Consider the following 21,351-nt stretch of genomic DNA (forward strand, 5'->3'; position numbering starts at 1 on the left):
GAAACCAAGCCCTCTTCTCCCCCGGCTACAGAACACGAGAGCAAAGACTTGCCCGAAGCGTGGAAACGCTTTTTACAGGCAGTCCAAAGCCAGTTCTCCGCACAAAAGCCGCCATCCGCCAAATAAACCACGCCAAAAAGTCCGATCCGCCTCGCCAGCCGATCGGACTTTTTTTTGTTGCTGTCGCCGCAGCGCGTCAAGCGGTATCCGTCGGCCTGTTCAGCGGCAAATACACTTCGACCTTCGTTCCCTGGTTGGGGGCGCTGGAAAAATGGATGTACCCGTCATGGTACTGAATAATTTTATAAGTAATCATTAGGCCAAGCCCCGTCCCTTTTTCCTTCGTGCTGTAAAAAGGCTCCCCGAGCCGCTTCAATCGCTCTTCGGACATGCCGCAGCCTTTGTCCACAATCTGGATCATGACCTGATCGTGCCCCGAGCGCAGCGCCCGGATGCGTATCGTCCCCCCGTCCGGCATGGACTCCACGGCATTGGAGAGCAAGTGGATGAACACTTGCCTGATCTGGCTTTGATCGCACCACAGACACGTCTCTTCGACATCGTCGATCTCGAGCACCATCTGATGTGCCGGCGCTTCCTCCTGCGCGACCTGCGTGACGCTGCGCAGCAGTTGCGCCAGATTTTGCGACTCAAACTGGTGGGACCTTTGCTGGGTCAAAAAGACAAATTCGCGCAAAATGCTTTCGAGCTGGTGAAACTCGGCGAGCATGATATCAAAGTATTCGCTTTTCCACTGGTCGCGCCGCAGCAACTGCACGAAGCCTTTGATCGAGGTCACCGGGTTTCGGATTTCATGTGCGACTCCTGCTGCGAGCTGCCCGACGACGTCGATCTTGTCCATTTTGCGCAAAAATTCCTCTGCCTGCACCTGCGCCGTACTGTTGCGGATGATGAAGACGATCTGCTCCACCTCGGCCTGCTCGTTTTGCACAGGCGTTCCTTTTGTTTCCAAAATCAGCTTGCTGCCATTGCGGTGCTGGCAGGAAAAGGTAACCGCCCTGGGAAGCTTCCACTCCATAATTTCCTGAAACGTCTGCCAGACGCGTTTGAGCTGTTCGCTCGGCAAAATGGTTTGCAGATGCTGATGCAAAAACACCTCCGGGGATACCTCCAAGACGGTGTGAACGGACGGCGACACGTATGTAACATATCCATGGCAATCAATGACCACGATCATATCCGAAATGTTTTCCGCAATCAGCCTGTATTTCGCTTCGCTTACCCGCTGGGCTTCCTCCGCTTTTTTCAGTTCCGTGATGTCGACACAGGAAGCGATCACTTCCTTCACCCGCCCATCCCGGAAGATCGGGTGCATGACAGCCAGGTAGCAAACGCCGTTGACGACGCCCTCATAGGTGACGTTTTCTTCGCCGCCCCAGGCCCGCTCGTAATGCTCTGTCTTGCGCAGCGCTTCCTTGCGGGGCAAGATGTCGCACAACTCGTTCCCTACGACCTGCTCCGGCGTCAAGCCGATCCGGTAGATCAACTCCCCCGCGCAAAACGTATGGATAAACCGCTCGTCCTGCTTGCGAAATGTAAACGTCATTCCTTGCTGATTGCGCAGCACCTCGCGCAAACAGTTGTGGTTCTCGCCCGCTCCCTGCTTTGCGCGCGCTGGCGCATCGGCAAACGCCTTGCCCTGTGAGCTCATCTTCGCGACAAGCCCCTCTGCCAGCAGCGGCTCGCAAAAGTAATTTCCTTGGGCAAGGTCGCACAGAAGCTCCCCCAACAACTCTGCTTGCTCGCGACTCTCGACTCCTGCAGCCGTCGCCTGCAGGCCCATTGTCTGCGCGATCGCCAATGCGGTTTTGAGCGCAGCCTCTTGCGCAGCGTCGGTCAGCGCTTGCTGGATCAAGGTTGGATCGAGCTTGAGCTTGTCTACAGGAACACGCGATAAATACGGGATCGAAACCGGATCTTTTCCGAACTCGTCCAGACTCACCTGCACACCGAACTGCTTGAGCTGGGCGAGGACGCCAATCGTACGCTCCATATCGCCCCCGGCCAATTCCGTTATTTCCAGCTCCAAATAGCGCGGCGGCAACTGGCTTTCCCGCAAAAACGTCTGGATCGTATCCCCGAATCCGACAGACTCGAAAGCATGCGCGGACAGGTTGACCGATACGACCAGCGGCCCGAAGCCGATGTCGATCCATTCCTTGCATTGCGTGCACGCGGCTCGCAGGACCCATTCCTCCAACAAATGAATCACGCCGCTTTTTTTGGCAAGCAGCAGCAATGTCTGTTGCGGCAAAAGTCCCCACTTTTCATGATGCCAGCGAACCAGGGCCTCGACCCCCGTCATCCCTGTTGTTCGCAAATCGAAAAAAGGCTGGTAATAGAGTGTGAGCTGCTGGTTCACAATGGCTTGAAACAGATCTTCATCGGTCTGATTCAGCTCATCCTGGTCGATTGTTTGAATACGAACCACGTCCCTCCTAAAGTTTGTCATCAAACGGGACAGCGACAGCAAGTCCCACAATTCCGAACTATTCTGATACTTCCTCTCTTTCTACTTTATAGGAAGAATGCGCCCCCTGTCCAGAGAAGGAAAAAGCACAATCCCCCTCTTCTGGCTGGAGGGGGGGAACTCACGCCTGCAGCGCCGCCTGGCGACGGGCTGCGCGCTCGTCTTCCTTCAGCCGTGGACAGGTGTAGCAGTACTGTCCATCCCCGGTTTGATAGTACAGGCAGCATTGATTTTTCAGGCGCACCTGCTTGTTCGGGTCGCGCATGTCCTCCACCCAGCGCACTTTGACCGCGAACGGATTTTTGGGCAGCCCGAAGCACTCCCCGTCCAGCTCGTCGCAAAGCGCCGCGTAATCGTCGCGCAGCCGTTGGCGGATCGCCTCTTCCCGGGCCTCCTGGACGAAAGTATCGAGATAATAGTTAAATCTCGTCGGCAGTTGGCCCCAAATCATTTTCAGCGGATTGCCAGTCGCATCAGCCAGCACCTGGAACAACGGCCGGAGCGTATGTCCGTAAAACTGCCGATACTGCTCGGCGCGCCAGGCAGAACGCGCTGTGCTTGTGCTCGGACCCTCCGCCTTGTGCCACTCGTCCACGACGAAAGAGAACTGGACGTAGCCATCCGCGTCGTACAGCTCAATCGTCAACTGGTCGAGCGGTATGCGAATCGCTACGTTCCATACAGACAGCGCGTACTGCAAGCCGAGCCCGAGCCCAGACAGCCAACTGGCCGCATAAGTGCCGACAGGCTTTTGGTCATGTGCCTTGATAAGCGGCGCGTACGTCTGCACCAACTGTTCCGCATGTCTGGCTTGTAGCAGATCGCTTGCCTTGATCGAGAGCAGCGCGTCTGTTCGGTGCGTAGTCGTCAGGTGAAACTGTTCCGCCAAAAACGGTTCATTCCATGTTTGCAAGAGACTCTCTCCCCCCGTTTTTTGATTGAAAAGCTCGCTTCCAAAACGCCTCCGCCAGCACAAGGACGGGCGCTAGCTGGAAAAAGCGTTTTGCGGCTGCTCCAGATACGAGCCGAACTGCGCCTGATACAGCCGGCTGTAGATGCCATCCTGTGCCAGCAGTTGCTCATGGTTCCCCTGTTCGGTAATGCCCTGCTCTGTCACGACGACGATGCGATCCGCGTTTTTGATCGTCGCCAGCCTGTGCGCGATCACCAGCGTGGTGCGCCCTTGCGACAGCTCCGCGAGCGACTGCTGAATCGCCGCTTCCGTCTCCGTATCGAGAGCGGACGTCGCTTCGTCCAAAATCAGGATCGGCGGGTTTTTCAAAAACATCCGGGCAATCGCGAGCCGCTGCTTTTGTCCGCCAGACAGCTTCACCCCGCGCTCCCCGATGATCGTATCCAGCCCTGTCGGCTGCGCACGGATAAAGTCTTCCAGCTTGGCCCGGCGCGCCGCTTGCCAAATCTCTTCTTCTGTTGCGTGCTGCTTGCCATAAGAGATATTTTCCCGAATGGTGCCGGAGAACAAAAACACGTCCTGCTGCACGATCCCGATCTGGCTGCGCAGCGAAGCCAGCGTCATGTTGCGAATATCCAGTCCGTCAATCGTGATGCTGCCTCCGTCAATCTCGTAAAACCGCGGCAGCAGGCTGCACAGCGTCGTTTTCCCCGCGCCGGACGGACCGACAAAGGCAATCGTCTCTCCCGCGCGTATGCGCAAATCAATGTTTTGCAAAACGCGCGAGCCTTGCTCGTACCCGAACGAGACGCCTTTGTACTCGATATCGCCCTTCAGCGCCTCTACCTTGACCGCATCCGGAGCGTCTGCGATGTCTGGCGCCGTATCCATAATTTCTATGTAGCGCTTGAAGCCGGCAATGCCTTTCGGATAACTTTCGATAATCGCGTTGATCTTTTCCAGCGGACGGAAAAAGACGTTCGTCAACAGCAGGAAGGCGACGAACTCCCCGTAGGTGAGAGAGCCTTCGATGACAAACCAACTGCCGCAGATCAGCACGAACAAAATAACGAGCCGCATCAGAATATAGCTGACCGAGGCGTTCTGGGCCATGATTTTGTAGGACAACAGCTTGGTCAGACGAAAACGCTGGTTGTTTTCCGCAAAGCGCTTGTTTTCAAAGCTCTCGTTGGCAAACGCCTGTACGACGCGCATGCCGCCGACATTGTCCTCGACGCGCGCATTGAAATCCGCCATGTCTTCGTACGTAGTTCATTCCCGCATTGATGGCATAAAGCGCAAGCAGCCCAAGACAGGCCCAGACAATCAGCTCCCAGTCTTTGCTCGGCAGAAGCTGATCGACTACCATGTTTACCGCGAGCGGAAATCCCAGCTCCAGAACAGCCACGAAGATCGCACAGGTGAAATCGAGTACGAACAATCCACGATAAGGCCGGTAGTAAGAAAAAAATCTGCGAAGCATCGCAGCAGCACCTCCTTTTTCATTGACAAGCTACATGACACAGCTCCTCACGCTTTTTTTGAAAATCATTTTCATTATAGCTGGATTGGTTGGCAAGATCGATCATCATTTTGCAAAAGAACGCGTCCCTTGCAGTTTGCAGCACGGCTCGTCCCGCTTGCGGCTGCAAAAGGCCACCCCTTTCTGTTTGGACAGATCACGGCCTCTTTTGCCAATATACTTTCGGTCCGCAAAGTGGCACGGCGAATCGCCATAGACTGGACAATCGCCTCCTGTGAAAAAAACGCGATCCTCATCTTCATGGCACAGCTTCCGCATTTCGTCGGAGCTTCGGGGACCATGTACGCGATGCTGGCGGGCACGCTTGCACTCCACCAGCTATTATGAGGGAAACAGGTGAAAACGTGTACGCGATTTCCGGGCAACTGTTTTTCGGTACGATGACGCACTTTGTCGAGCAATTCGATGTTCCAAACGATCTCGGCCAGATTGTCATTGATTTTTCCCGCTCGCATGTCTGGGATATGTCAGCCGTAACCGCCATCTCCAAAGTAGTCGCCAAATACCGCGATGCCGATAAATTCGTGCTCATCACGGGATTGAATGAAGAAAGCAAACAGCTTGTAGATCGGCTTGGAATCACGGTTCCTGCCGGGCATTGACAGACAGCAACTCCCCCTTTTCGCTCCGTCAAAAGGGGTTTTTGTATGCGCCAGACGCGTTGCTTGTGCCCGTTTCGTTTTTTCCTTATTTCATTTTTGCAATAGTACGATCACATTTCTTTATTGGTCAGCGCCAAAAACCAGTGCTAGAATAATCAATATCAAATTTCCGGCTTTTCTACTGCAAAGGTTGTGAACAGAAAGATGGAGTTTTCATGGAAGCGTAATTTGTTTGTGTTATGGGTCGGCGTCTTCTTCTGCAGCACAGCCTACTCGATCTCCATACCATTCTTGCCCATCTTCCTCCATACATCTTTGGGTGTTCACGAGCATTTGGAAGCCTGGTCTGGTATCTCGTTTGGCATTACCTTTTTGGCAAGCGCCCTGATCTCGCCGTACTGGGGTTCGCTCGCCGACAAATACGGGCGAAAACCGATGTTGATCCGATCCGGTTTTAGCCTGGCTTTGTTGTACTTCCTGACTTACTTCATTACAGATCCTTACCTTTTCCTGGTGCTGCGCGTGTTTCAGGGGCTGCTCGCCGGCTACGTGCCTGCCGCGATCGCGCTGGTAGCGACGAATACACCGGAAAAAAACGTCGGGTACGCTCTCGGGGTGATGGCAACCTCTGGAGCCACGGGCGGGATTGTCGGGCCGCTCGTCGGCGGGGTAGTCAGTCACCTCTGGGGAAACGCAGAGGCTTTTCTTTTCTCCGGCTGTGTCGTGCTCGTAGCGGCGCTGATCGCGACCTTCCTCGTCAAAGAGACAAACATGAACCGCTCCGGCAGCCGCTCCAACGTGCGGGAAGACTTGCGGGCTGCCATCGCCAACCGCTCGCTCATGACGATTCTCGGCCTCAGCCTGATGGTCACGATCTCCGTCATGCTCTTGGAACCGCTGTTGACCGTCTACGTGTTGCAGCTCGGGGCCTCGCAGCAGGAAGCCTCGCTCAGCGCCGGGATCATTTTCGCTGCCGTCGGTATTGCCACCGTGATCGCCGCTCCGCAATGGGGAAAACTCGGCGGCAAGGTCGGCTACACGAAAATTTTGTTCATCGGCTTGCTCGGCGGCGCCTTCGGCAACCTGCTGCAATTTTTCTTCACCAACCTGTACGGCTTCGGGGTTTTGCGCTTCGCCTACGGCCTGTTTTTCGCGGCGGTTTACCCTTCGATTAACGCGATGATCGTCAAAGTGACCGAACCCGAGTTTCGCGGCAGAGCCTTCAGCCTGAACCAGTCCGCCAACCAGCTCGCGACGATGCTCGGCCCTGTGCTCGGCGGCGTGCTCGGTGGCGCCATCCCGATCCGCTACGTGTTCATTATCAACGGAATCGCCCTGCTCGCTACCGCCATCCTGATTCGCTCGAAAAAACCGGGCCTGGCCGGGAAGCAAGCCCAACAGCAGTCTTCCGATCCGCAACTGGCTGCGAAATAACGCAGCGCACGCCCAAAAACAAAACTCCCTTTCGCTTCGTCAGACAACGCTTGCCTGGCGGTGGCAAAAGGGAGTTTCTCGTATGGACGATGCCGCTTTTTTCCTGCTTTACTTTTGCTGCAGCGCTACTTTTAACCCGAGCAAAATGTAGACAGACCCGATCATTTTGCCGCTCCAACGACCGATCCAGGAGATGCGTCTGACGAGATGCCCCAGCGGCCGCACAGAGAGGGCGATCAGCGACGTGTAGAAGAAGCCGAGAATGGAAAAAATCAGGCCCAACACAACAAACTGCATCACGGACGCTCCCCGCTCCGGGTGGACGAACTGCGGCAAAAACGCCAGAAAGAACAAAGCCGTCTTCGGGTTCAGCACTTCCGCGATGATCGCTTGCACATACGCCTTCCCCGGCGGCAGCGGCGATACTTTTGGCAACTCGGGGTCTGTCGGTTTCTCCAGCAGCGCCCTTATCCCCAGGTAGATGAGATAGGCGGCCCCGGCGAATTTGACAAGCTGGAACGCCCAGGCGGATGTCATCAAGATCGCCGACAAGCCGACAGCGGCAAAAATCGTATGGATGAAGTCGCCTGTCGCGATTCCAAGCCCCGCCATGATTCCCGCACGTCTGCCGCCCTGAACGGTGCGTGTCGCCGTCAGTAGCACGGCAGGGCCGGGAATTAAAAACAGGCCGATCACGACAGCCAAAAACGTGCTCAACGTCGCCAGATCAAACATGTTCTCCTCTCCTTCTTCTCTTGTTTGTCTATGGATGCTCCCATTATAGCGCGCCCTGGCATTCGTGGCGACAAGATCATGTCCGGGCCTCGTCCCCGCCCGGAAAGCGCACCGTGACCGTCGTTCCTTTGCCCAGGCTGCTTTCCAGCGCGATCTGTCCGCCGTGCGCCTCCACGATGCCTTTGGCAATCGTCAGCCCGAGGCCAGCCCCTCCGCGCTCTCTCGCCCGCGAGCGGTCCCCCCGGTAAAAACGCGCAAAAACGTGCGGCAAATCGTCCGGGGCGATGCCTGCGCCGTTGTCGCGCACCTGCAGCTTAACATGTCCGCCCGCTTTTTCGATCGTCACACAGATCGTTCCGTCGGGCGGCGTATGTTTGCACGCGTTTGCCAGCAAGTTTGCCACGACTTGCGCGATTCTTTGCCGATCGCCTGTCATCCAGGCGTCTTTTGGTCCTTCCAACTGAAAGCGAATCTGGTTGCGCGCAAAAGCGACGTGCATCGCTTCGCTGACTTCCTCGGCGACATCCCGCAAATTCACCTGCTCGCGCCGCATCGGCAGGGCGCCTGCCTCGACCTGAATCACCTGATCGAGATCGTTCACGAGCCGGATCAGACGGAGAACTTCGGCGCGCGTGCTCTCCAAATGCTTAGGCGTCGCCTCCCAGATGCCGTCGATCATCCCTTCTGTCTGGGCCAGCAAGGTGTTGAGCGGCGTACGCAGTTCGTGCGCAATATCTGCGGTCAGCCGTTTGCGCAACTCCTCCTGTTCGTGCAGGCTCGTCACCAGGTTGTTAAAGGCGACGACCAGCGCGGCAATTTCGTCTTGCCGTTCCGGTACAGGCACGCGCACTTGCAGATCGCCCTGCGCGACCTTTTGCGCCGCCGCACTCACCTGCACGACAGGCCGAACCATCGTGCGGGCCAGCGGAATGCACAGCACGACGACGATCACAAGCAAAACCGCCATCGTCCACAGCGCGGTATTTTTATGCGCCCATTGAAAATGGCCTTCCAAAGCCATGTACGCATTTTCGTCATCGTGGCTGATGACAAGCTGCCCGATTTTTCGACCGCCGTCATAAAGCGGAATCGTTTCGGTTGCGCGCTCGGCATGTTCGGCGTGCGTGTCGTGCTCGCCCTCCCGTCCAGCGCCCGGCGCTTGCCCCCATTCGCCCAGCTTTTCCCCCCGCGCGTCGTGCAGCGCAATGTGCAGGCCGAGCACAGACGAGACGGCCTCCAGTTGCAAAAAAGCGGATTGGTCCCACGCCTGGCTGGCGCGGTAGGAGGCGAGCGCCACCTGGGAAATTTCTTCGTTGTGCTGGCTTTTCACCTCGTTTGCGTACATCATGAAATGCTCGTCCATTTCCTTGATCGCAAGCCATGTCGTAATCAGTACGGCACCGACGCCCATCGCCATAAAGGCGAGCGCCAGCTTCATCCATATGCGCTTCATCGCAAACCTCATTTCCTCACCGGGACGTCAAACCGATAGCCCAGTCCGTACACCGTCTTGATGTAGACAGGCTGCTTCGGATCGTCCTCGATTTTTTGCCGCAAATTTTTGACATGCGTATCAATCGTGCGGTCGTAGCCTTCGAAGTCGTAGCCGAGAACTTCGCGCACCAGCTCGTCTCTGCTCCACGTCCGGCCGGGATGGCGGGCCAGCGTCGTGAGCAGCCGGTATTCGTTCGGGGTGACGTCGAGCGCGACCTTGTTTTTGAGAATTTTTTTGTCGCGAATCGAAATCGTGAGCTGGCCTGCCTCGAACTCGTCGCAGAGCGCCGAATAGTCGCCGGAGCGCCGCATGACGGCCCGCACGCGCGCCACCAGCTCGCGCGGACTGAACGGCTTCATCAAGTAATCATCCGCCCCGATTTCCAGCCCATAAATCCGGTCAGCCTCCTGACTCTTGGCGGTGAGCATCAGAATCGGGACGCGGGAATGCTTGCGGATGCGCTGGCAAACTTCTTCACCGCTGACGTCCGGGAGCATCAAATCGAGAATAATGCAGTCGACGGCCGCCGAGCTGGCTATCTGGATAGCCTCCCCGCCTGTCATCGCCGTCAGCACGTGATAGCCGTCTTTTTGCAGATAGGAAGATAAAATCTCCAAAATTTTGTGTTCATCGTCTACCAGCAAAATCGTAGACATGTCCTGGCCTCCTTTTGCCCCTTATTCCGACTGGCTGGCCTGTCCCTTCCCGCGCTTCCAGAACAGCAGGAAAACAAGCGCGCCTGCTGCAAGCGCGATCACCAGCCTGAGCTTGTTTTCGCCAAAGTAGACGAGATCGTGCCCGACGAATGTCTCAAACACCATCGAAGGAATTTTGCCCACGAGTGTCGCGAGAAGAAAATCGGCGAACGTCATGTTCGTCATCGCCGCCCCGAGATTGATTACCCCCGAAGGGAGCAGCGGATTGAGCCGCAGCAAGACGACGGCGAGCCCTTTTCGCACCCGGGTCGCCCCGTTAATCGCCGCTACCCATTGGAACGACGCCAGCTTTTTGCGCCGATCGGCTTTTCGAATGACATAGCGGTACAAGAAAAAAGCGATGCCCGCACCGAGCACCTCCCCTGTGAGGGAAAGGAAAAAACCTCCGTACAAGCCAAATACAACGGCATTGGCCGCAGACAAAAAAATGGACGGCAGGACGCCTGCCACGCTGATGGCGATATTCAACAAGATGCTGCCGATTACTCCCAGCATTCCCCACGAGCGAATCCATTCTGCCAAGCCTTCTATATTCGTCAATCCATCCATGTTCGCTTGCGGACTCCCCTCTGTTGCCTGTTCCTTTAAGCCTATACGAAAATTGTGAAGAAATCATGGAAAAAAACAAACAATCGCTCCCGTTCTCTGGAAGCGACTGTTTGCGGAAGGCGGCAATAGCGCCTTATTTCTGCTCGATGGCCACGTAAATATCGACTTGCGCCTGATTCGGGTCGGCGCAGCGCACGCCGTCGTAGCGCTCAAAATCCGAGACGAACGTCCGCTTGACGCCTGACTCCTGCGCCCACGCCCAGATGCGCGCCCACGCCTCCTGAATGATCTCGACCATCGGGCCGACTCTGGTTGTAAAGACCGCATATGTAGCTGCCGGGATCGTTTTCACGGTCAGCTCGGCAGACAGCTCGCCCCCCGCTTCCACCTCAACGCCAACGAGCAACGAGTACGCTCCCTGTTCATCGCTTGCGTAATCCGAGTAGACGCCATAGACGACTCCCGGCTCTTTTTGCCCGGGCGTACGCGCCGGATACCCTTGCTCGTAATAGCGGTGCCACAAAGGCCCGATTTTCCCGTTTGCTCCGCATTCAGCCTCGTTCGTGGTCCGAATTTTCAGACCAGCTACACGCATTTCCCCCAGTTGGACGATCGTCGGATTCATCTGTTTGCACGCTCCTGTTCAAAGAATGGATTACATGCCTAGTATAGCTATCCTACCTTGACACCTGTCTGTCAACGTTTCTGGTCTGTCTCGTAGCATGCCAACATTTTTTTCGCCGTATCCGCGATCCGCTGGCGGATGAAATCCGGCGCCAGCACCTGCACGCTGTCGCCGTAGCTGAGCAGCATGCCTGTCAGCCACTCATCGTCTGCCATCGTCGTGCGGACAGTCATCTCGCCGTTTGGCGCGGTTTCAATCGTTTGCGGATCAAACATGTCTCGTACCCGGACGTGGACACGCGGTGCGCAGCGATACTTCAAAGCGGTCGGCCAGCTCGCGAGCGCTCATCCGGCGTTTGTTCAACAGCATCATGACAATCGCCAGCAATCGTTCTACTTTCAACTCTCGTTCCACCTTTTGGCGGCTCCGCTACCGGAGCTTTCTTACGTGTAAAAAGGAGAATCCGCAGCAAAAAATCCATGCTGCAAATTCTCCTTTGTTCGTTTCTTTCCACTTGAAAACTAGACTAGACGCCCATACGTCTGCGCTGGTTGTTCGGCTTTTTCGTCAACTGGCTTTTCATCGACTGGTTTTTCGCCTTCTGGTTCACAGGGTTGTTCGCTTGGGCCTGTGCCTGCTTCTTTTCCGCCAATTTGCGCTTCATCGCTTCCTGCAGGCTGATTTTTGGCTTTTCCGCTTTTGTTTCCAGTTCGTTTTGGTTTGGCTCCGTCATGCGTAGCAACTCCTCATAGAAATTGGTTATCTTCTATGTATTCTAGTGCAAGACGGGAGGATGTGCCAGTAGGAATCTAACTGTTTTGGGCGCGGAGTTGCATATATTTGACTCCGCTCGCCTGGTGCTTCAAAATGTCCTCCAGCAGCTCTGCGAGATAGGCTCCCGCTTCAATCGGCAAAGTCCCGCCCCGATGAATATTAGAAATAACCGTTCGATCTGATTCTACCGTATGGGCGTCCGGTTTGTAAATCATGTAAGCACTGAGACTTTCTGCCGTCGCAAGCCCCGGCCTTTCCCCGATCAGGGAGATGACGACTTTGCAATTGACGATTTTGGCGACCTGGTCCTGAATCCACACCCGTCCCTTGTGAATGAACACCGGCTTGCCCACGCTGATGTTGCGCATCGCCAATCCTTGCTGCAGGGCGGGCAGCAAATCCGGAATCGTCGCCTCGCAGGCAGACGTGCTCAGTCCGTCGGAGATGACGATCTGCACGTCTTTGCCTTTGTCGCCGTGCTGCTCCAGCCATCTGACCGACTCGTCGGACAGCAGCCGCCCCGAGTCGAGGTTCATCAAATATTCCTGCATGCTCGTCGCCCGCGAATGCAGCTCCGGGAGTTGCAGCCGCTGCAGCCATTCCGGGCTGATCGATTTCATGACCGCATCGTGTGCCGCCGCCTGGTCGATGCGAAACTGCAAATAGCTCGTCGTCTTCATTCTGGTCCCTGCGCGGCCGATCCCGATGCGCGCCGGCGTTCTCGCCATCGCCCGCTCCAATGCTTCCAGATTGTGCGGATTTTCTACGCCGCGCACCTTTTGCTCGGGAAAGTGAATCACTTCCCCCGTCTTTTTGGAAAGCTCATCCATGACCCGCTGGATCAGGTCATCCATGTTGATCTGTTTCATCGTGTGTGCCCTCCCCGCTCGTTAGTCGAAAACCGATAAATCGCCTGCCCGCTCTGTCAGCCGTCCGTTTTCCATCAGTCCCATTTTTTCCAGCCATTTTTCAAATTCGCGCAACGGGCGCAGGCCCAAAAGCTCGCGGTAGCTGGCATCGTCGTGGTAGCTCGTATCCTGATAGCTCAGCATGACGTCGTCGCCGCCGGGCACGCCCATGTAAAAATTCGCTCCGGCAAGCGTCGTCAGCATCCCGGCAATTTCCTGGTCGTTTTGGTCCGCGTACATGTGGTTCGTGTAGGTAGGGGCAATTCCCATCGGCAAACCGTGCAGCTTGCCCATGAACAAATCCTCCAGGTCGGCACGGATCATCTGTCTGCCGTCGTACAGCGTTTCCGGCCCGATGAACCCGGAGACGTTGTTGACCATGAACGGCTTCCAGTGGCGGCAAAAGCCGTACGTACGCGCCTCCAGCGTCTGCATGTCCACGCCTTCGTGCGAGTCCAGCGACACCTCCGAGCCTTGCCCGGTTTCAAAGTACATCACGTTCGGCCCCGAAGCCGTGCCTTTTCGCAGCATCAACTCCATCGCTTCGTCCAGCAAATCTTTGGAGACGCCAAACGCTTCATTCGCCCGCTGCGAGCCAGCCAGGCTCTGGAACATCAAGGAGATCGGCGCTCCGCCGCGCAATGCTTGCATCTGGGTGGTAATGTGGGCGAGGACGCAGTTTTGCGTCGGGATCTCCCATTTTTGCATGAAATCGTGGGACATCTTGAGCAGTTTGGTAACGCTTTCAACCGAGTCGTTGTTCGGGTTGATCCCGATGACGGCATCGCCGGAGCCGTAGGACAGACCTTCCTTCATCGAAGCGAGAATGCCCTCCGGATCGTCAATCGGGTGGTTCGGCTGGCACCGGAACGCCAGTCTGCCCGGCTCGCCGATGAGCGTGTTGCAGTACGCCTGGTGCCTCATTTTTTGCGAAGCCATCACCAGGTCAATGCTCGACATCAGCTTGGCGGTCGCGGCAATCATTTCACTGGTCAAGCCGCGGCTGATCCGGGTAAGCTCCGGCATGCCTGTCGAAAAGGACAAAATGTACTCGCGCAGCTCCCCGACCGTCCAGTTTTTGATTTCGTTGTAGATCGACAAATTCAAATCGTCGTAAATGATGCGGGTGACTTCGTCTTTTTCGTACGGAATCACCGGATTTTCGTAGATGTCCTTGAGCTGCATCTCGCTCAGGACGACTTTGGCCGCCATCCGCTCCAGTGCGGAGTTGGCTGCAATTTTGCTCATCTGGTCGCCAGACTTCTCTTCGCTCGCTTTCGCCAATACATCGCGAACGGATGTGAACTGGTAATGTTCTTTACGGATGACGCATGCCAATTTCATCTCGCTTCACTCGCTTTCTTTGGTAGGGCTTCCTTGCTTTCCTGCCCGCCCGGCACAATGGGAGCGAAAACGGTCATCCTGCTTTTTCGCGTTTCTCCCCGGAAAAAACTCGTGCGGGACCAGCTCGTCGTTGAGCAATCGCGGCCATGCAGATGATGTGACCCAAAATTTGCCTGGTGGGGATAGAACCGGTAGTTGTTCGAGCGCTCCTTTGCGCTTTTTTTCTCGCTCTTATACGTCAAAAAGACGCTTGAAAAAGGAGACGGCAGTCCGTCTTCGTTCAAGCGCCATTGCTTTTGTTGCGATTCACTTTTCCAGCGAACTTTGTTTTTCCAACAGGATCGTCTCTACTGCGGGCAGCAGCTCTTCCTCCATGACGGGCTTGACCAGGTAGGCGCAGACGCCTTTTGTCTTCGCTTTCGCTACCAGGTCTTTTTGACTGTACGCCGTCAGCAGCAAAATGGAAGCGTCCGATTGCCCTTTGATAATCCCGGTAGCCGTCAATCCATCCATGACGGGCATTTTTACATCCATGATGATGAGGTGCGGGTCCCACAGTTGCGTCAGAGAAACGGCTTCTTCGCCGTTTTTCCCGTCAGCCACAACGTTGTAGCCTTGTTCCTGCAACATCTCGACCAGGTCCATTCGCGTGATGGGGTCGTCGTCTATGATGATAATTCGATAACGATGACGCAATACTCCACCTCCCATCAAAGAGAATGGACGTGCCAACTGCTCACCAAAATGTCAAGCTTGCACCGACGCCGTTGTCGGCTTTTTCGCAGCTTTTTGAATACTTTTATTATATCCATTATTTTTCGCCATTTCCAGCCTGAATCCTGTCCGCTGTTCCCGGCTTCTCTCGCAGGAGAAGCCGGGCGGACGAAGCGTGTTTTGCGTCATCGTCTGCCGCCCTTTTGCCCTTTTTGGATACGGGAACTCGCGTGTCCTGCCCCTTGTCCCGCTCCTGTACTGTACACTGCGTTTTCTTCGGCTCACCTTCACCTGGACGAGCCATGGCAGATGGCTTACCGGGCTTGCTCCGTCATTTTTTCCCGCAAGTCCGTGACCAGTTCGTGCATCGTTACGCTCTGCAAAATCGCTTCCATCGCATGCTGCGCGCGATGCAAAATCAGCTCCAGGACGAACTGGATATTGGCTCCGACCGGACAGGCAGGGTTCGGCTGCTCGTGGATGTGAAAAAGCTGGCCTTCCTCCACGACCTCGACGGCGCGATATACGTCCAGCAATGTGATTTGCTCCAGCTCTTTCGCAAGCGTTGCGCCGCCCGCCCCGGCCCGGACGTGTACAAGCCCTGCTTTTTTCAGTTGTCCGAGCACGCGGCGGATAATAACCGGATTGGTGTTCACGCTGCCGGCGATCCATTCCGATGTATGGTGAGCATTTGCATCAATGGAGAGCAGAGATAAAATATGAACCGCAATCGAGAAACGGCTGCTGATTTTCATGTCGGTCACCCTTTCGTTGTAATGATTATAGTTACATCCCTGTTTGGAAGTCAAGTTAACCGTTCCGTCACATTTCCGCCTGTGGCGCATTTGTGAATTCTACTATAATTTACGTTGTTATCAGATTCCATATTTTCAATGGGGAGTGTTGCCTGCATGATGCATCCACAGATTGATGTCTCACCAGCAACGGCCTTACTCGATGTACCTGTCCATATTACACTAAGCGGTTTTATGCCGCATCAATTAATCACGCTTCATGCCACCATGACGAACGGTTTGCCGGGCGGAGAGATGTCGGCCTCTTCCCATGCCATTTTCCAGGCAGACGAGAACGGCTTTGTTGATCTTGTGTCCCAGGCGCCTCTGTTCGGCACGTACGAAGGCATTGACCCCATGGGACTGTTCTGGTCGATGAACGTGCAGACGCTCCGCTATTACAGCTCCTATTCCCTCGAAGACTTTCAGTTTACCCCACGCTCCACAGAGATTCACCTGACGGCAGAGGTGAAACAAAAGCCTGTCGCCAAGGCTGTCGTCAAGCGCATCTTCGTCTCACGCGACGTTTCCATCCAAAAAGTCAGGGAGGACGGCTTGGTCGGCCTCTTTTTCAGCAAGCCACATCTTGAGCCGCGTCCTGCCGTGCTCGTGCTCGGCGGCAGCGAAGGCGGGATCGGTTCCTGCTCCCAGTTTGCCGCCCTGTTCGCCTCTCATGGCTATCCGGCGCTGGCGCTCGCCTATTTTCAATGCGATGACTTGCCGACAGACATCCAGCAAATCCCGATCGAATATGTACAGCGCGCCGTCCAGTGGCTGAAACGGCAGTCTACGGTGCATCCCGGGCAAATCGCCGTTTTCGGCCGCTCCAAAGGCGCCGAGCTGGCGCTGGTCACCGCGTCGCTCGAACCGGACATCCGCGCTGTCATCGCGTCCAGCCCCAGCTCCACGGTCAACATCGGCACAGACCGGGCGTTCACGGACGCGGAAACGTTTTCGCCGCAGTCCTCCTGGTCGTTTCGCGGAGAACCGCTCCCGTTTGTCACCTGGACCGAGGCGCAATGCCAGGAGTCCCGCGAACGGCTGGATGCCGGCCGGCGCATCGACCAAATCCACAAAGCGGCCTGGCGTGCCTGCGAGTGGCTCGAAGACGCAGAAATTCCCGTGGAAAAGATCAACGGCCCGATTCTGTTGCTGTCTGCCGACGACGATCACTGGTGGCCCGCCGCCGAGCATTGCGAGCGGATGGTCGAACGTTTGAAAGCCAACCAGTTTGCCCACCCCGTCGTTCATCTGCGCTACGCGGATACGGGGCACAGCATTCGTTTTCCGTATATCCCCACCACGCGGACGCAACTGAACGGCGGAACGCCGAAAAACAATGCGCACGCTTCCGAGCATTCGTGGCAGGAGGTGTTGGGGTTTTTGGAGCGGAGTTTTTCATAAGAAGCCTGGGCGAACTGCACCGATGAGCCTTGCCAGTAAAGGAAAGGCAAGGCTCTCTCGCCTCCAAAGTGATCGGCCGATCTCGCAGGTGAGCTTTGCCGCTTTTCGAAACAAGCTTCTTGAGTTTCGCTATAGTAGAATTACTTTACTATCAGCCAGCGCTCGGAGCCAAACAGGAAATTTTTCGGAAAGAAAGCAAGTGATCCTTGGTGGGAAAAGCTAGGATGGATGTCCCTGCCAGACCATTTCCCCAATGAATGAAAGAAGGCCCCATTCGCACGAGGAAAGAGGCCATGATTTTGAAAAGACTGCCTCCGACTCCGCTGCCAGTCTCCTCGTCTTTCTATTATTTTTCCCAATCGATTGGACGTCATCCCGATGCGCTTTTCGTAAAGATGTCGTTTTGCGAAAACCCGCAAGTGGAGGGAGAGCGTCCCCCTGTAAGGATAATCTCCTGACTTCGCCGACATTCTTGACGTGGATTGGCTCCTACTCTGTTCCTTGCAATCTTTTTGTATCAATATGCTTGTATTTGTCTTGATTCCCCTCAATTTCTCCATCGCTTGGCCCCAGTTGAAACCACTCTTTTCCATCATACAAGGTGTAATTGTAGGTCACATTTGGTTCATCCTTGAACACGGCATCCACCGAGTAGGTAGGCATTTTGGAATATTTTGCTTTTATTTCCAGTGTGTCTGATTCCTTGTAATGATTTGTTGCCACGAGATAGTGCAGCATTTCCTTTTCTAAGTTGTATAGCTTGAATTGAATATATCCATGTTCCCAGCATGTCCGCCAGCCAGCGCGCTGCCGTTTCAGCCAAAACGAACGCCTTTCGTTTCTGTTGAAAATCCGAAGTCACCCCCATCCAAAAACTTCCCCCGCCCAAACAGGTAAAGCCTACTTCCATGCCGAAGTAGGCTTTATACCTTCGATTGATTGAGAAAGGATGAAGAAGCAAATGGACTGCATTTTTTGCAAAATCGTAAACGGGGATATTCCTTCCAAAAAAGTGTACGAGGACGAGCATGTGCTGGCTTTTCACGACATTAACCCTGTCGCACCCGTACATGTCCTGATGATCCCGAAAAAGCATATCCAGTCGGTCATGGCCATCGAGCCTGAGGACAAGGAGCTGATCGGCCACCTGCATCTGTCGTTGCAAAAGGTAGCCGAAATCATGGAAGTAACCGAGCCAGGCTTCCGCGTTGTGACAAACATCGGACAGCATGGGCAGCAAACGGTTTTCCACCTGCACTACCACCTCATTGGCGGCAGACAGTTGGAGTGGAAGTTCTAGCGTTAGACAAAACCTAAACGTTTCCTTGCGAGACGATGTGGCGGGCAATCCCTTCTCCATGAAATCTGCCGTTTTCGATGAAAATGGCATTGGCGTGGTGGCCCGCCGCAATCACTCCCGCTATGTAGAGGCCGGGAACGTTCGTCTCCATCGTCTCCGGATCGTGCTGCGGAACGCCCGTCTCCTCATCGGTGTGCACCCCGAGCGAATGCAGAAACGTCCGGTCAGGCCGATAGCCGATCAGGGCAAACACGTGGTCGTTTGCAAGCGTGACCAGCCCTTCCGCTGTGTTGACGTGGATGGCGCGCTCTTCAATCGAAGCGACAGTGGCTCCGAAAAACATCTGGATGCGCCCTTTTTTGACCAGGCTCTCGAAGACAGGCCGGGTCCACGCCTTCACTTTGTCGGACAGCTCGGTTCTGCGGCAAATCACCGTCACCTGCGCCCCCGCCCGTTCCAGCTCCATCGCGGCATCGACAGCAGAGTTGTTTCCGCCGACGATGGCGACTTTCAATCCCGCGTATGGGTGCGCTTCCTTGTAAAAGGACGAGACTTTCGGCAAGTCTTCGCCTGGCACGTTCAACCGGTTCGGATTGTCAAAGTAGCCGGTGGCAATGATTAGCTTCTTCGCCTGATACAGATGCGTCTTGGCAAAGCGGTCTGTCGTCGCAACCTGAAAGCCATCCTCCGTCCGCTTCGCTTCGGTCACCGTTTCGTAAACATGAACCCGCAGATTTTCGCGGGAAGCTACCAGCCGATAGTAATTGAGCGCTTCCTGTCTCGTCGGCTTTTCGTTGGCGGTGGCAAAAGGAATGCCGCCAATCTCCAGCAAATCCGGTGTGCTGTGGAACACCATGTACGTCGGATAGCGATATATCGAATGTACGAGCGATCCTTTTTCGATGATGAGCGGATCGAGTCCCGCTCTTTTGCAGGAGATCGCTGCCGCCAGACCACAAGGACCTCCGCCGATAATCAGTACGTCTTCCATTTCTCTTCCGCCTCGCTTTTTGTTTCTCTCACGTTTCAATCTTATCATACCATATTGGAATTCCCCCCCAATCATTTTCCGTGTTTGCTTTGCATACCCGTTCCGTCCCCTTGCCTGCTTGACCGCACCGCCATGATCGAAAAAGCTTCACCCAACCTAGTATGGCTTGGCACATTCGAAAAGCTTGCCTCACCTACTCCATCGTTCTCTTGTCATACTTTTCCGACCTGATATCCAACACTCTTTCGTTGATCTTGATGTGTGTCCCGTCCAGCCATTCCCCCACTCTTACCAAAAAATGACCAATGAAAGATTGGTTCTGCCTCCTTATACTGGATGTATGATGAAAAAACAAAACATACATATTTGGTTGGTTTCTCTGGCATTTCTGACATACTGCCTCACGCTGGCCGTCGGGGTTCCCGCGTCCACGGCATCTACGAACAGCCTGAAGGATATTGCCAACAGCTACGCCAAAGAGCAAATTCGCTCCTTGCAGAAGGCAGGCGTGATCGCTGGGGATGAAAACGGGTACTTCCATCCGACGCGGCCGGTGACGCGTGCCGAGTTCGTCGCGATGCTCACGCGGACGCTCGGCATCCAGCCTGTGGCGGGCAATATCGCGGCTTATGCCGATGTCCCGAAAAATTCGTGGGCGTACGGGTCCGTACAGGCTGCGGCTGCGCTCGGCATCGCCAACGGGATCAGTCCTACGGCGTTCGGGCCGAAGCGCACGATCTCCCGCGAGGAAGCCGCCGCGTTTTTGGTGCGCGCCCTGGAGCAAAACGTTTCGGCACAGGCGACGCCGGCCGTGCAAGATGCCGCTTCTGTCTCCGGCTGGGCAAAAGCTTCTGTCGCCAAAGCGATCCAGAAAAAATGGCTCGTCGGCTACCAAGGCAGCTTCCGCCCGCAAAAAGCGCTGTCGCGTGAAGAGACGGCCGTGATTTTGCAGCGCATTTCAGATGAGCTGAAGACGCAAAGCGCGGCGGCCAAGCCGCTGATTTCGCTCGGTTGGCAATACCAGTCCACGACCGACGAGTTTATCGCGCAGGTCAAGAAAAGCGGTGTCAACACCTTGTCGCCGCGCTGGTACTTCCTGCAAAAAGACGGCACGGTCAGCGACTTGTCCGACACGGCCCTGATCCACTGGGCACATGCAAACGGCAAGCAGGTATGGCCGCTGTTCGGGAACCGCTTCGACTCCGCCGCCACGCATGCCGCGCTTGCGGATGCGGCAAAGCGGAAGGCCATCGTCCAGAAGCTGTCCGCCTACGTGGACAAGTACCAACTGGACGGGATCAACGTCGACTTTGAAGGCTTTTCCCCGGCCGACCGCAACAACTTCACCCTGTTCATCCAGGAGCTGTCGGCTGCCCTGCACGCCAAAGGCGCTGTCGTCTCCGTCGACATTCCACCCGATACCAAAACCGATTGGAGTGAACCTTACGACTTTGCCAAACTGGCGAAATCTGCGGACTATTTGGTAGTCATGGCCTACGAGGAACATTGGGTGGGTGGCCCGAAAGCAGGCTCAGTAGCCTCGCTGCCATGGTTGAAAAAAGTGATCGTCGACCTGTTGGACAAAGTTCCGGCCCAGAAGCTGATTGTCGGCCTGCCGCTCTATACCCGCGACTGGTATCAGGCAAAAGGCAGCCTGCAATCGACAGACCTGACGATTCCTGCCTCCTACCAGTTGCTCTCCCAGTACAGGGCAAGCACGGTCTGGGATGCGAGCATTGGACAATACCGCTCGACCTACCAAAAGCAAGGCGTAACCCATACGATCTGGCTGGAAGAAAGCCGCTCCATGGGACTCAAGGTCCAGGCGAGTCTGGAGTGGCAAATCCCGGGACTGGCGTATTGGTACGTCGGCTCCGAGTCAACCGACATGTGGACCGCGATCGCCAACGCGATCAAGCTCAAGCAGGTGCGGGCAAAGCTGTCCTGAACGCTTGCTGCTGGAACGGCCACAAAATCGAACGAAACGCCTCCGCTGTCCGAAGACGCTGCGGAGGCGTT

General features: G+C 55.5%; 21 protein-coding genes and 2 pseudogenes. 6 read left to right on the plus strand and 17 right to left on the minus strand.

Annotated elements, in window-relative coordinates; translation table 11 throughout:
• Positions 1–196: 196 nt before the first annotated feature.
• The 3 genes and pseudogenes from BA6348_RS15950 to BA6348_RS15960 form a co-directional block, all read right to left on the minus strand.
• On the minus strand, positions 197–2,452 hold the full coding sequence (locus tag BA6348_RS15950; protein WP_122953426.1) for an EAL domain-containing protein: 2,256 nt from the start codon (positions 2,450–2,452) through the stop codon (positions 197–199).
• 160 nt (positions 2,453–2,612) lie between these two features.
• The gene (locus BA6348_RS15955; RefSeq protein WP_122953427.1) at positions 2,613–3,404 is read right to left on the minus strand and encodes a (2Fe-2S)-binding protein; all 792 of its coding nucleotides are present in this window, start codon (positions 3,402–3,404) and stop codon (positions 2,613–2,615) included.
• A 72-nt stretch (positions 3,405–3,476) separates the two neighbouring features.
• Positions 3,477–4,887 (minus strand): annotated as a pseudogene (locus tag BA6348_RS15960) (ABC transporter ATP-binding protein).
• Between BA6348_RS15960 and BA6348_RS27385 the strand changes: the two are divergent.
• The 3 genes from BA6348_RS27385 to BA6348_RS15975 all read left to right on the plus strand — a co-directional run bounded on the left by BA6348_RS27385 (position 4,852) and on the right by BA6348_RS15975 (position 6,983).
• Positions 4,852–5,274 (plus strand): hypothetical protein, encoded by a 423-nt coding sequence (locus tag BA6348_RS27385; RefSeq protein WP_375371918.1) that lies wholly within the window; start codon positions 4,852–4,854, stop codon positions 5,272–5,274. The pseudogene BA6348_RS15960 and the gene BA6348_RS27385 sit on opposite strands and share 36 nt — an antisense overlap.
• Positions 5,275–5,291: 17 nt before the next feature.
• On the plus strand, positions 5,292–5,549 hold the full coding sequence (locus BA6348_RS15970; RefSeq protein ID WP_005835339.1) for an STAS domain-containing protein: 258 nt from the start codon (positions 5,292–5,294) through the stop codon (positions 5,547–5,549).
• A 204-nt stretch (positions 5,550–5,753) separates the two neighbouring features.
• Positions 5,754–6,983: an MFS transporter gene (locus BA6348_RS15975; RefSeq protein ID WP_007783547.1), complete on the plus strand. Its 1,230-nt coding sequence runs from the start codon at positions 5,754–5,756 to the stop codon at positions 6,981–6,983.
• A 108-nt stretch (positions 6,984–7,091) separates the two neighbouring features.
• Here the strand turns inward: BA6348_RS15975 and BA6348_RS15980 are convergent, their stop codons facing one another.
• From BA6348_RS15980 to BA6348_RS16040, 12 genes and pseudogenes are all read right to left on the minus strand, one after another.
• Positions 7,092–7,718, minus strand: a complete 627-nt coding sequence (locus tag BA6348_RS15980) for a LysE family translocator (RefSeq protein WP_005835343.1) — start codon at positions 7,716–7,718, stop codon at positions 7,092–7,094.
• Positions 7,719–7,794: 76 nt separating this feature from the next.
• On the minus strand, positions 7,795–9,171 hold the full coding sequence (locus BA6348_RS15985) for a sensor histidine kinase (RefSeq protein WP_122953428.1): 1,377 nt from the start codon (positions 9,169–9,171) through the stop codon (positions 7,795–7,797).
• Positions 9,172–9,179: 8 nt separating this feature from the next.
• Positions 9,180–9,869, minus strand: coding sequence for a response regulator transcription factor (locus tag BA6348_RS15990; protein ID WP_005835347.1), 690 nt, complete (start codon positions 9,867–9,869; stop codon positions 9,180–9,182).
• A 21-nt stretch (positions 9,870–9,890) separates the two neighbouring features.
• Entirely contained in the window at positions 9,891–10,478 is a 588-nt protein-coding gene (locus tag BA6348_RS15995; protein WP_005835348.1) for a TVP38/TMEM64 family protein, read from the minus strand.
• Positions 10,479–10,611: 133 nt separating this feature from the next.
• Positions 10,612–11,103 carry a GyrI-like domain-containing protein gene (locus BA6348_RS16000; protein ID WP_026557132.1) on the minus strand — a complete coding sequence of 164 codons (492 nt, stop codon included), beginning with the start codon at positions 11,101–11,103 and terminating at the stop codon, positions 10,612–10,614.
• 71 nt (positions 11,104–11,174) lie between these two features.
• A complete protein-coding gene (locus tag BA6348_RS16005) occupies positions 11,175–11,378 on the minus strand; it encodes a helix-turn-helix transcriptional regulator (protein WP_005835352.1) in 204 nt (67 codons plus the stop codon).
• Positions 11,379–11,403: 25 nt separating this feature from the next.
• Positions 11,404–11,505, minus strand: a pseudogene (locus tag BA6348_RS16010) (HTH domain-containing protein); the annotation flags it as partial.
• Positions 11,506–11,629: 124 nt separating this feature from the next.
• Entirely contained in the window at positions 11,630–11,836 is a 207-nt protein-coding gene (locus tag BA6348_RS16015; protein ID WP_005835356.1) for a hypothetical protein, read from the minus strand.
• A gap of 76 nt (positions 11,837–11,912) precedes the next feature.
• A complete protein-coding gene (gene eutC / locus BA6348_RS16020) occupies positions 11,913–12,746 on the minus strand; it encodes an ethanolamine ammonia-lyase subunit EutC (RefSeq protein WP_005835358.1) in 834 nt (277 codons plus the stop codon).
• A gap of 21 nt (positions 12,747–12,767) precedes the next feature.
• Positions 12,768–14,129 carry an ethanolamine ammonia-lyase subunit EutB gene (locus BA6348_RS16025; protein ID WP_007783529.1) on the minus strand — a complete coding sequence of 454 codons (1,362 nt, stop codon included), beginning with the start codon at positions 14,127–14,129 and terminating at the stop codon, positions 12,768–12,770.
• Positions 14,130–14,435: 306 nt separating this feature from the next.
• Positions 14,436–14,825 (minus strand): response regulator, encoded by a 390-nt coding sequence (locus tag BA6348_RS16035; RefSeq protein WP_005836508.1) that lies wholly within the window; start codon positions 14,823–14,825, stop codon positions 14,436–14,438.
• A gap of 332 nt (positions 14,826–15,157) precedes the next feature.
• Positions 15,158–15,598, minus strand: coding sequence for an Rrf2 family transcriptional regulator (locus BA6348_RS16040; RefSeq protein WP_005836512.1), 441 nt, complete (start codon positions 15,596–15,598; stop codon positions 15,158–15,160).
• A 156-nt stretch (positions 15,599–15,754) separates the two neighbouring features.
• On the opposite strand from BA6348_RS16040, the gene BA6348_RS16045 reads away from it, so the two are divergent.
• Positions 15,755–17,041 carry an acyl-CoA thioesterase/bile acid-CoA:amino acid N-acyltransferase family protein gene (locus tag BA6348_RS16045; protein ID WP_122953430.1) on the plus strand — a complete coding sequence of 429 codons (1,287 nt, stop codon included), beginning with the start codon at positions 15,755–15,757 and terminating at the stop codon, positions 17,039–17,041.
• Between the two features lie 489 nt (positions 17,042–17,530).
• Here the strand turns inward: BA6348_RS16045 and BA6348_RS16050 are convergent, their stop codons facing one another.
• On the minus strand, positions 17,531–17,764 hold the full coding sequence (locus BA6348_RS16050) for a DUF3139 domain-containing protein (protein ID WP_238502101.1): 234 nt from the start codon (positions 17,762–17,764) through the stop codon (positions 17,531–17,533).
• A gap of 238 nt (positions 17,765–18,002) precedes the next feature.
• Here BA6348_RS16050 and BA6348_RS16055 point away from each other — a divergent pair, with 238 nt between their 5' ends.
• Positions 18,003–18,341 (plus strand): histidine triad nucleotide-binding protein, encoded by a 339-nt coding sequence (locus tag BA6348_RS16055; RefSeq protein WP_005836518.1) that lies wholly within the window; start codon positions 18,003–18,005, stop codon positions 18,339–18,341.
• 13 nt (positions 18,342–18,354) lie between these two features.
• On the opposite strand, the gene BA6348_RS16060 is transcribed toward BA6348_RS16055, so the two are convergent.
• The gene (locus BA6348_RS16060; protein ID WP_007783520.1) at positions 18,355–19,332 is read right to left on the minus strand and encodes a YpdA family putative bacillithiol disulfide reductase; all 978 of its coding nucleotides are present in this window, start codon (positions 19,330–19,332) and stop codon (positions 18,355–18,357) included.
• 343 nt (positions 19,333–19,675) lie between these two features.
• Here BA6348_RS16060 and BA6348_RS16065 point away from each other — a divergent pair, with 343 nt between their 5' ends.
• Entirely contained in the window at positions 19,676–21,280 is a 1,605-nt protein-coding gene (locus BA6348_RS16065; protein WP_242507362.1) for an S-layer homology domain-containing protein, read from the plus strand.
• The last annotated feature ends 71 nt before the right edge of the window (positions 21,281–21,351 follow it).

The organism is Brevibacillus agri (assembly GCF_004117055.1).
GTDB lineage: Bacteria > Bacillota > Bacilli > Brevibacillales > Brevibacillaceae > Brevibacillus > Brevibacillus agri.

Bases quoted from the DNA above. Each gene is read 5' to 3' on its own strand.
- BA6348_RS16065 (WP_242507362.1), top strand. From the start codon at position 19,676: ATGAAAAAACAAAACATACATATTTGGTTGGTTTCTCTGGCATTTCTG.
- BA6348_RS15985 (WP_122953428.1), bottom strand. From the start codon at position 9,171: ATGAAGCGCATATGGATGAAGCTGGCGCTCGCCTTTATGGCGATGGGC.
- BA6348_RS16060 (WP_007783520.1), bottom strand. From the start codon at position 19,332: ATGGAAGACGTACTGATTATCGGCGGAGGTCCTTGTGGTCTGGCGGCA.
- BA6348_RS16015 (WP_005835356.1), bottom strand. From the start codon at position 11,836: ATGACGGAGCCAAACCAAAACGAACTGGAAACAAAAGCGGAAAAGCCA.
- BA6348_RS15990 (WP_005835347.1), bottom strand. From the start codon at position 9,869: ATGTCTACGATTTTGCTGGTAGACGATGAACACAAAATTTTGGAGATT.
- BA6348_RS15980 (WP_005835343.1), bottom strand. From the start codon at position 7,718: ATGTTTGATCTGGCGACGTTGAGCACGTTTTTGGCTGTCGTGATCGGC.
- BA6348_RS16005 (WP_005835352.1), bottom strand. From the start codon at position 11,378: ATGTTTGATCCGCAAACGATTGAAACCGCGCCAAACGGCGAGATGACT.
- BA6348_RS16045 (WP_122953430.1), top strand. From the start codon at position 15,755: ATGATGCATCCACAGATTGATGTCTCACCAGCAACGGCCTTACTCGAT.
- BA6348_RS16000 (WP_026557132.1), bottom strand. From the start codon at position 11,103: ATGAATCCGACGATCGTCCAACTGGGGGAAATGCGTGTAGCTGGTCTG.
- BA6348_RS16025 (WP_007783529.1), bottom strand. From the start codon at position 14,129: ATGAAATTGGCATGCGTCATCCGTAAAGAACATTACCAGTTCACATCC.
- BA6348_RS16040 (WP_005836512.1), bottom strand. From the start codon at position 15,598: ATGAAAATCAGCAGCCGTTTCTCGATTGCGGTTCATATTTTATCTCTG.
- BA6348_RS15975 (WP_007783547.1), top strand. From the start codon at position 5,754: ATGGAGTTTTCATGGAAGCGTAATTTGTTTGTGTTATGGGTCGGCGTC.
- eutC (WP_005835358.1), bottom strand. From the start codon at position 12,746: ATGAAACAGATCAACATGGATGACCTGATCCAGCGGGTCATGGATGAG.
- BA6348_RS15995 (WP_005835348.1), bottom strand. From the start codon at position 10,478: ATGGATGGATTGACGAATATAGAAGGCTTGGCAGAATGGATTCGCTCG.
- BA6348_RS16055 (WP_005836518.1), top strand. From the start codon at position 18,003: ATGGACTGCATTTTTTGCAAAATCGTAAACGGGGATATTCCTTCCAAA.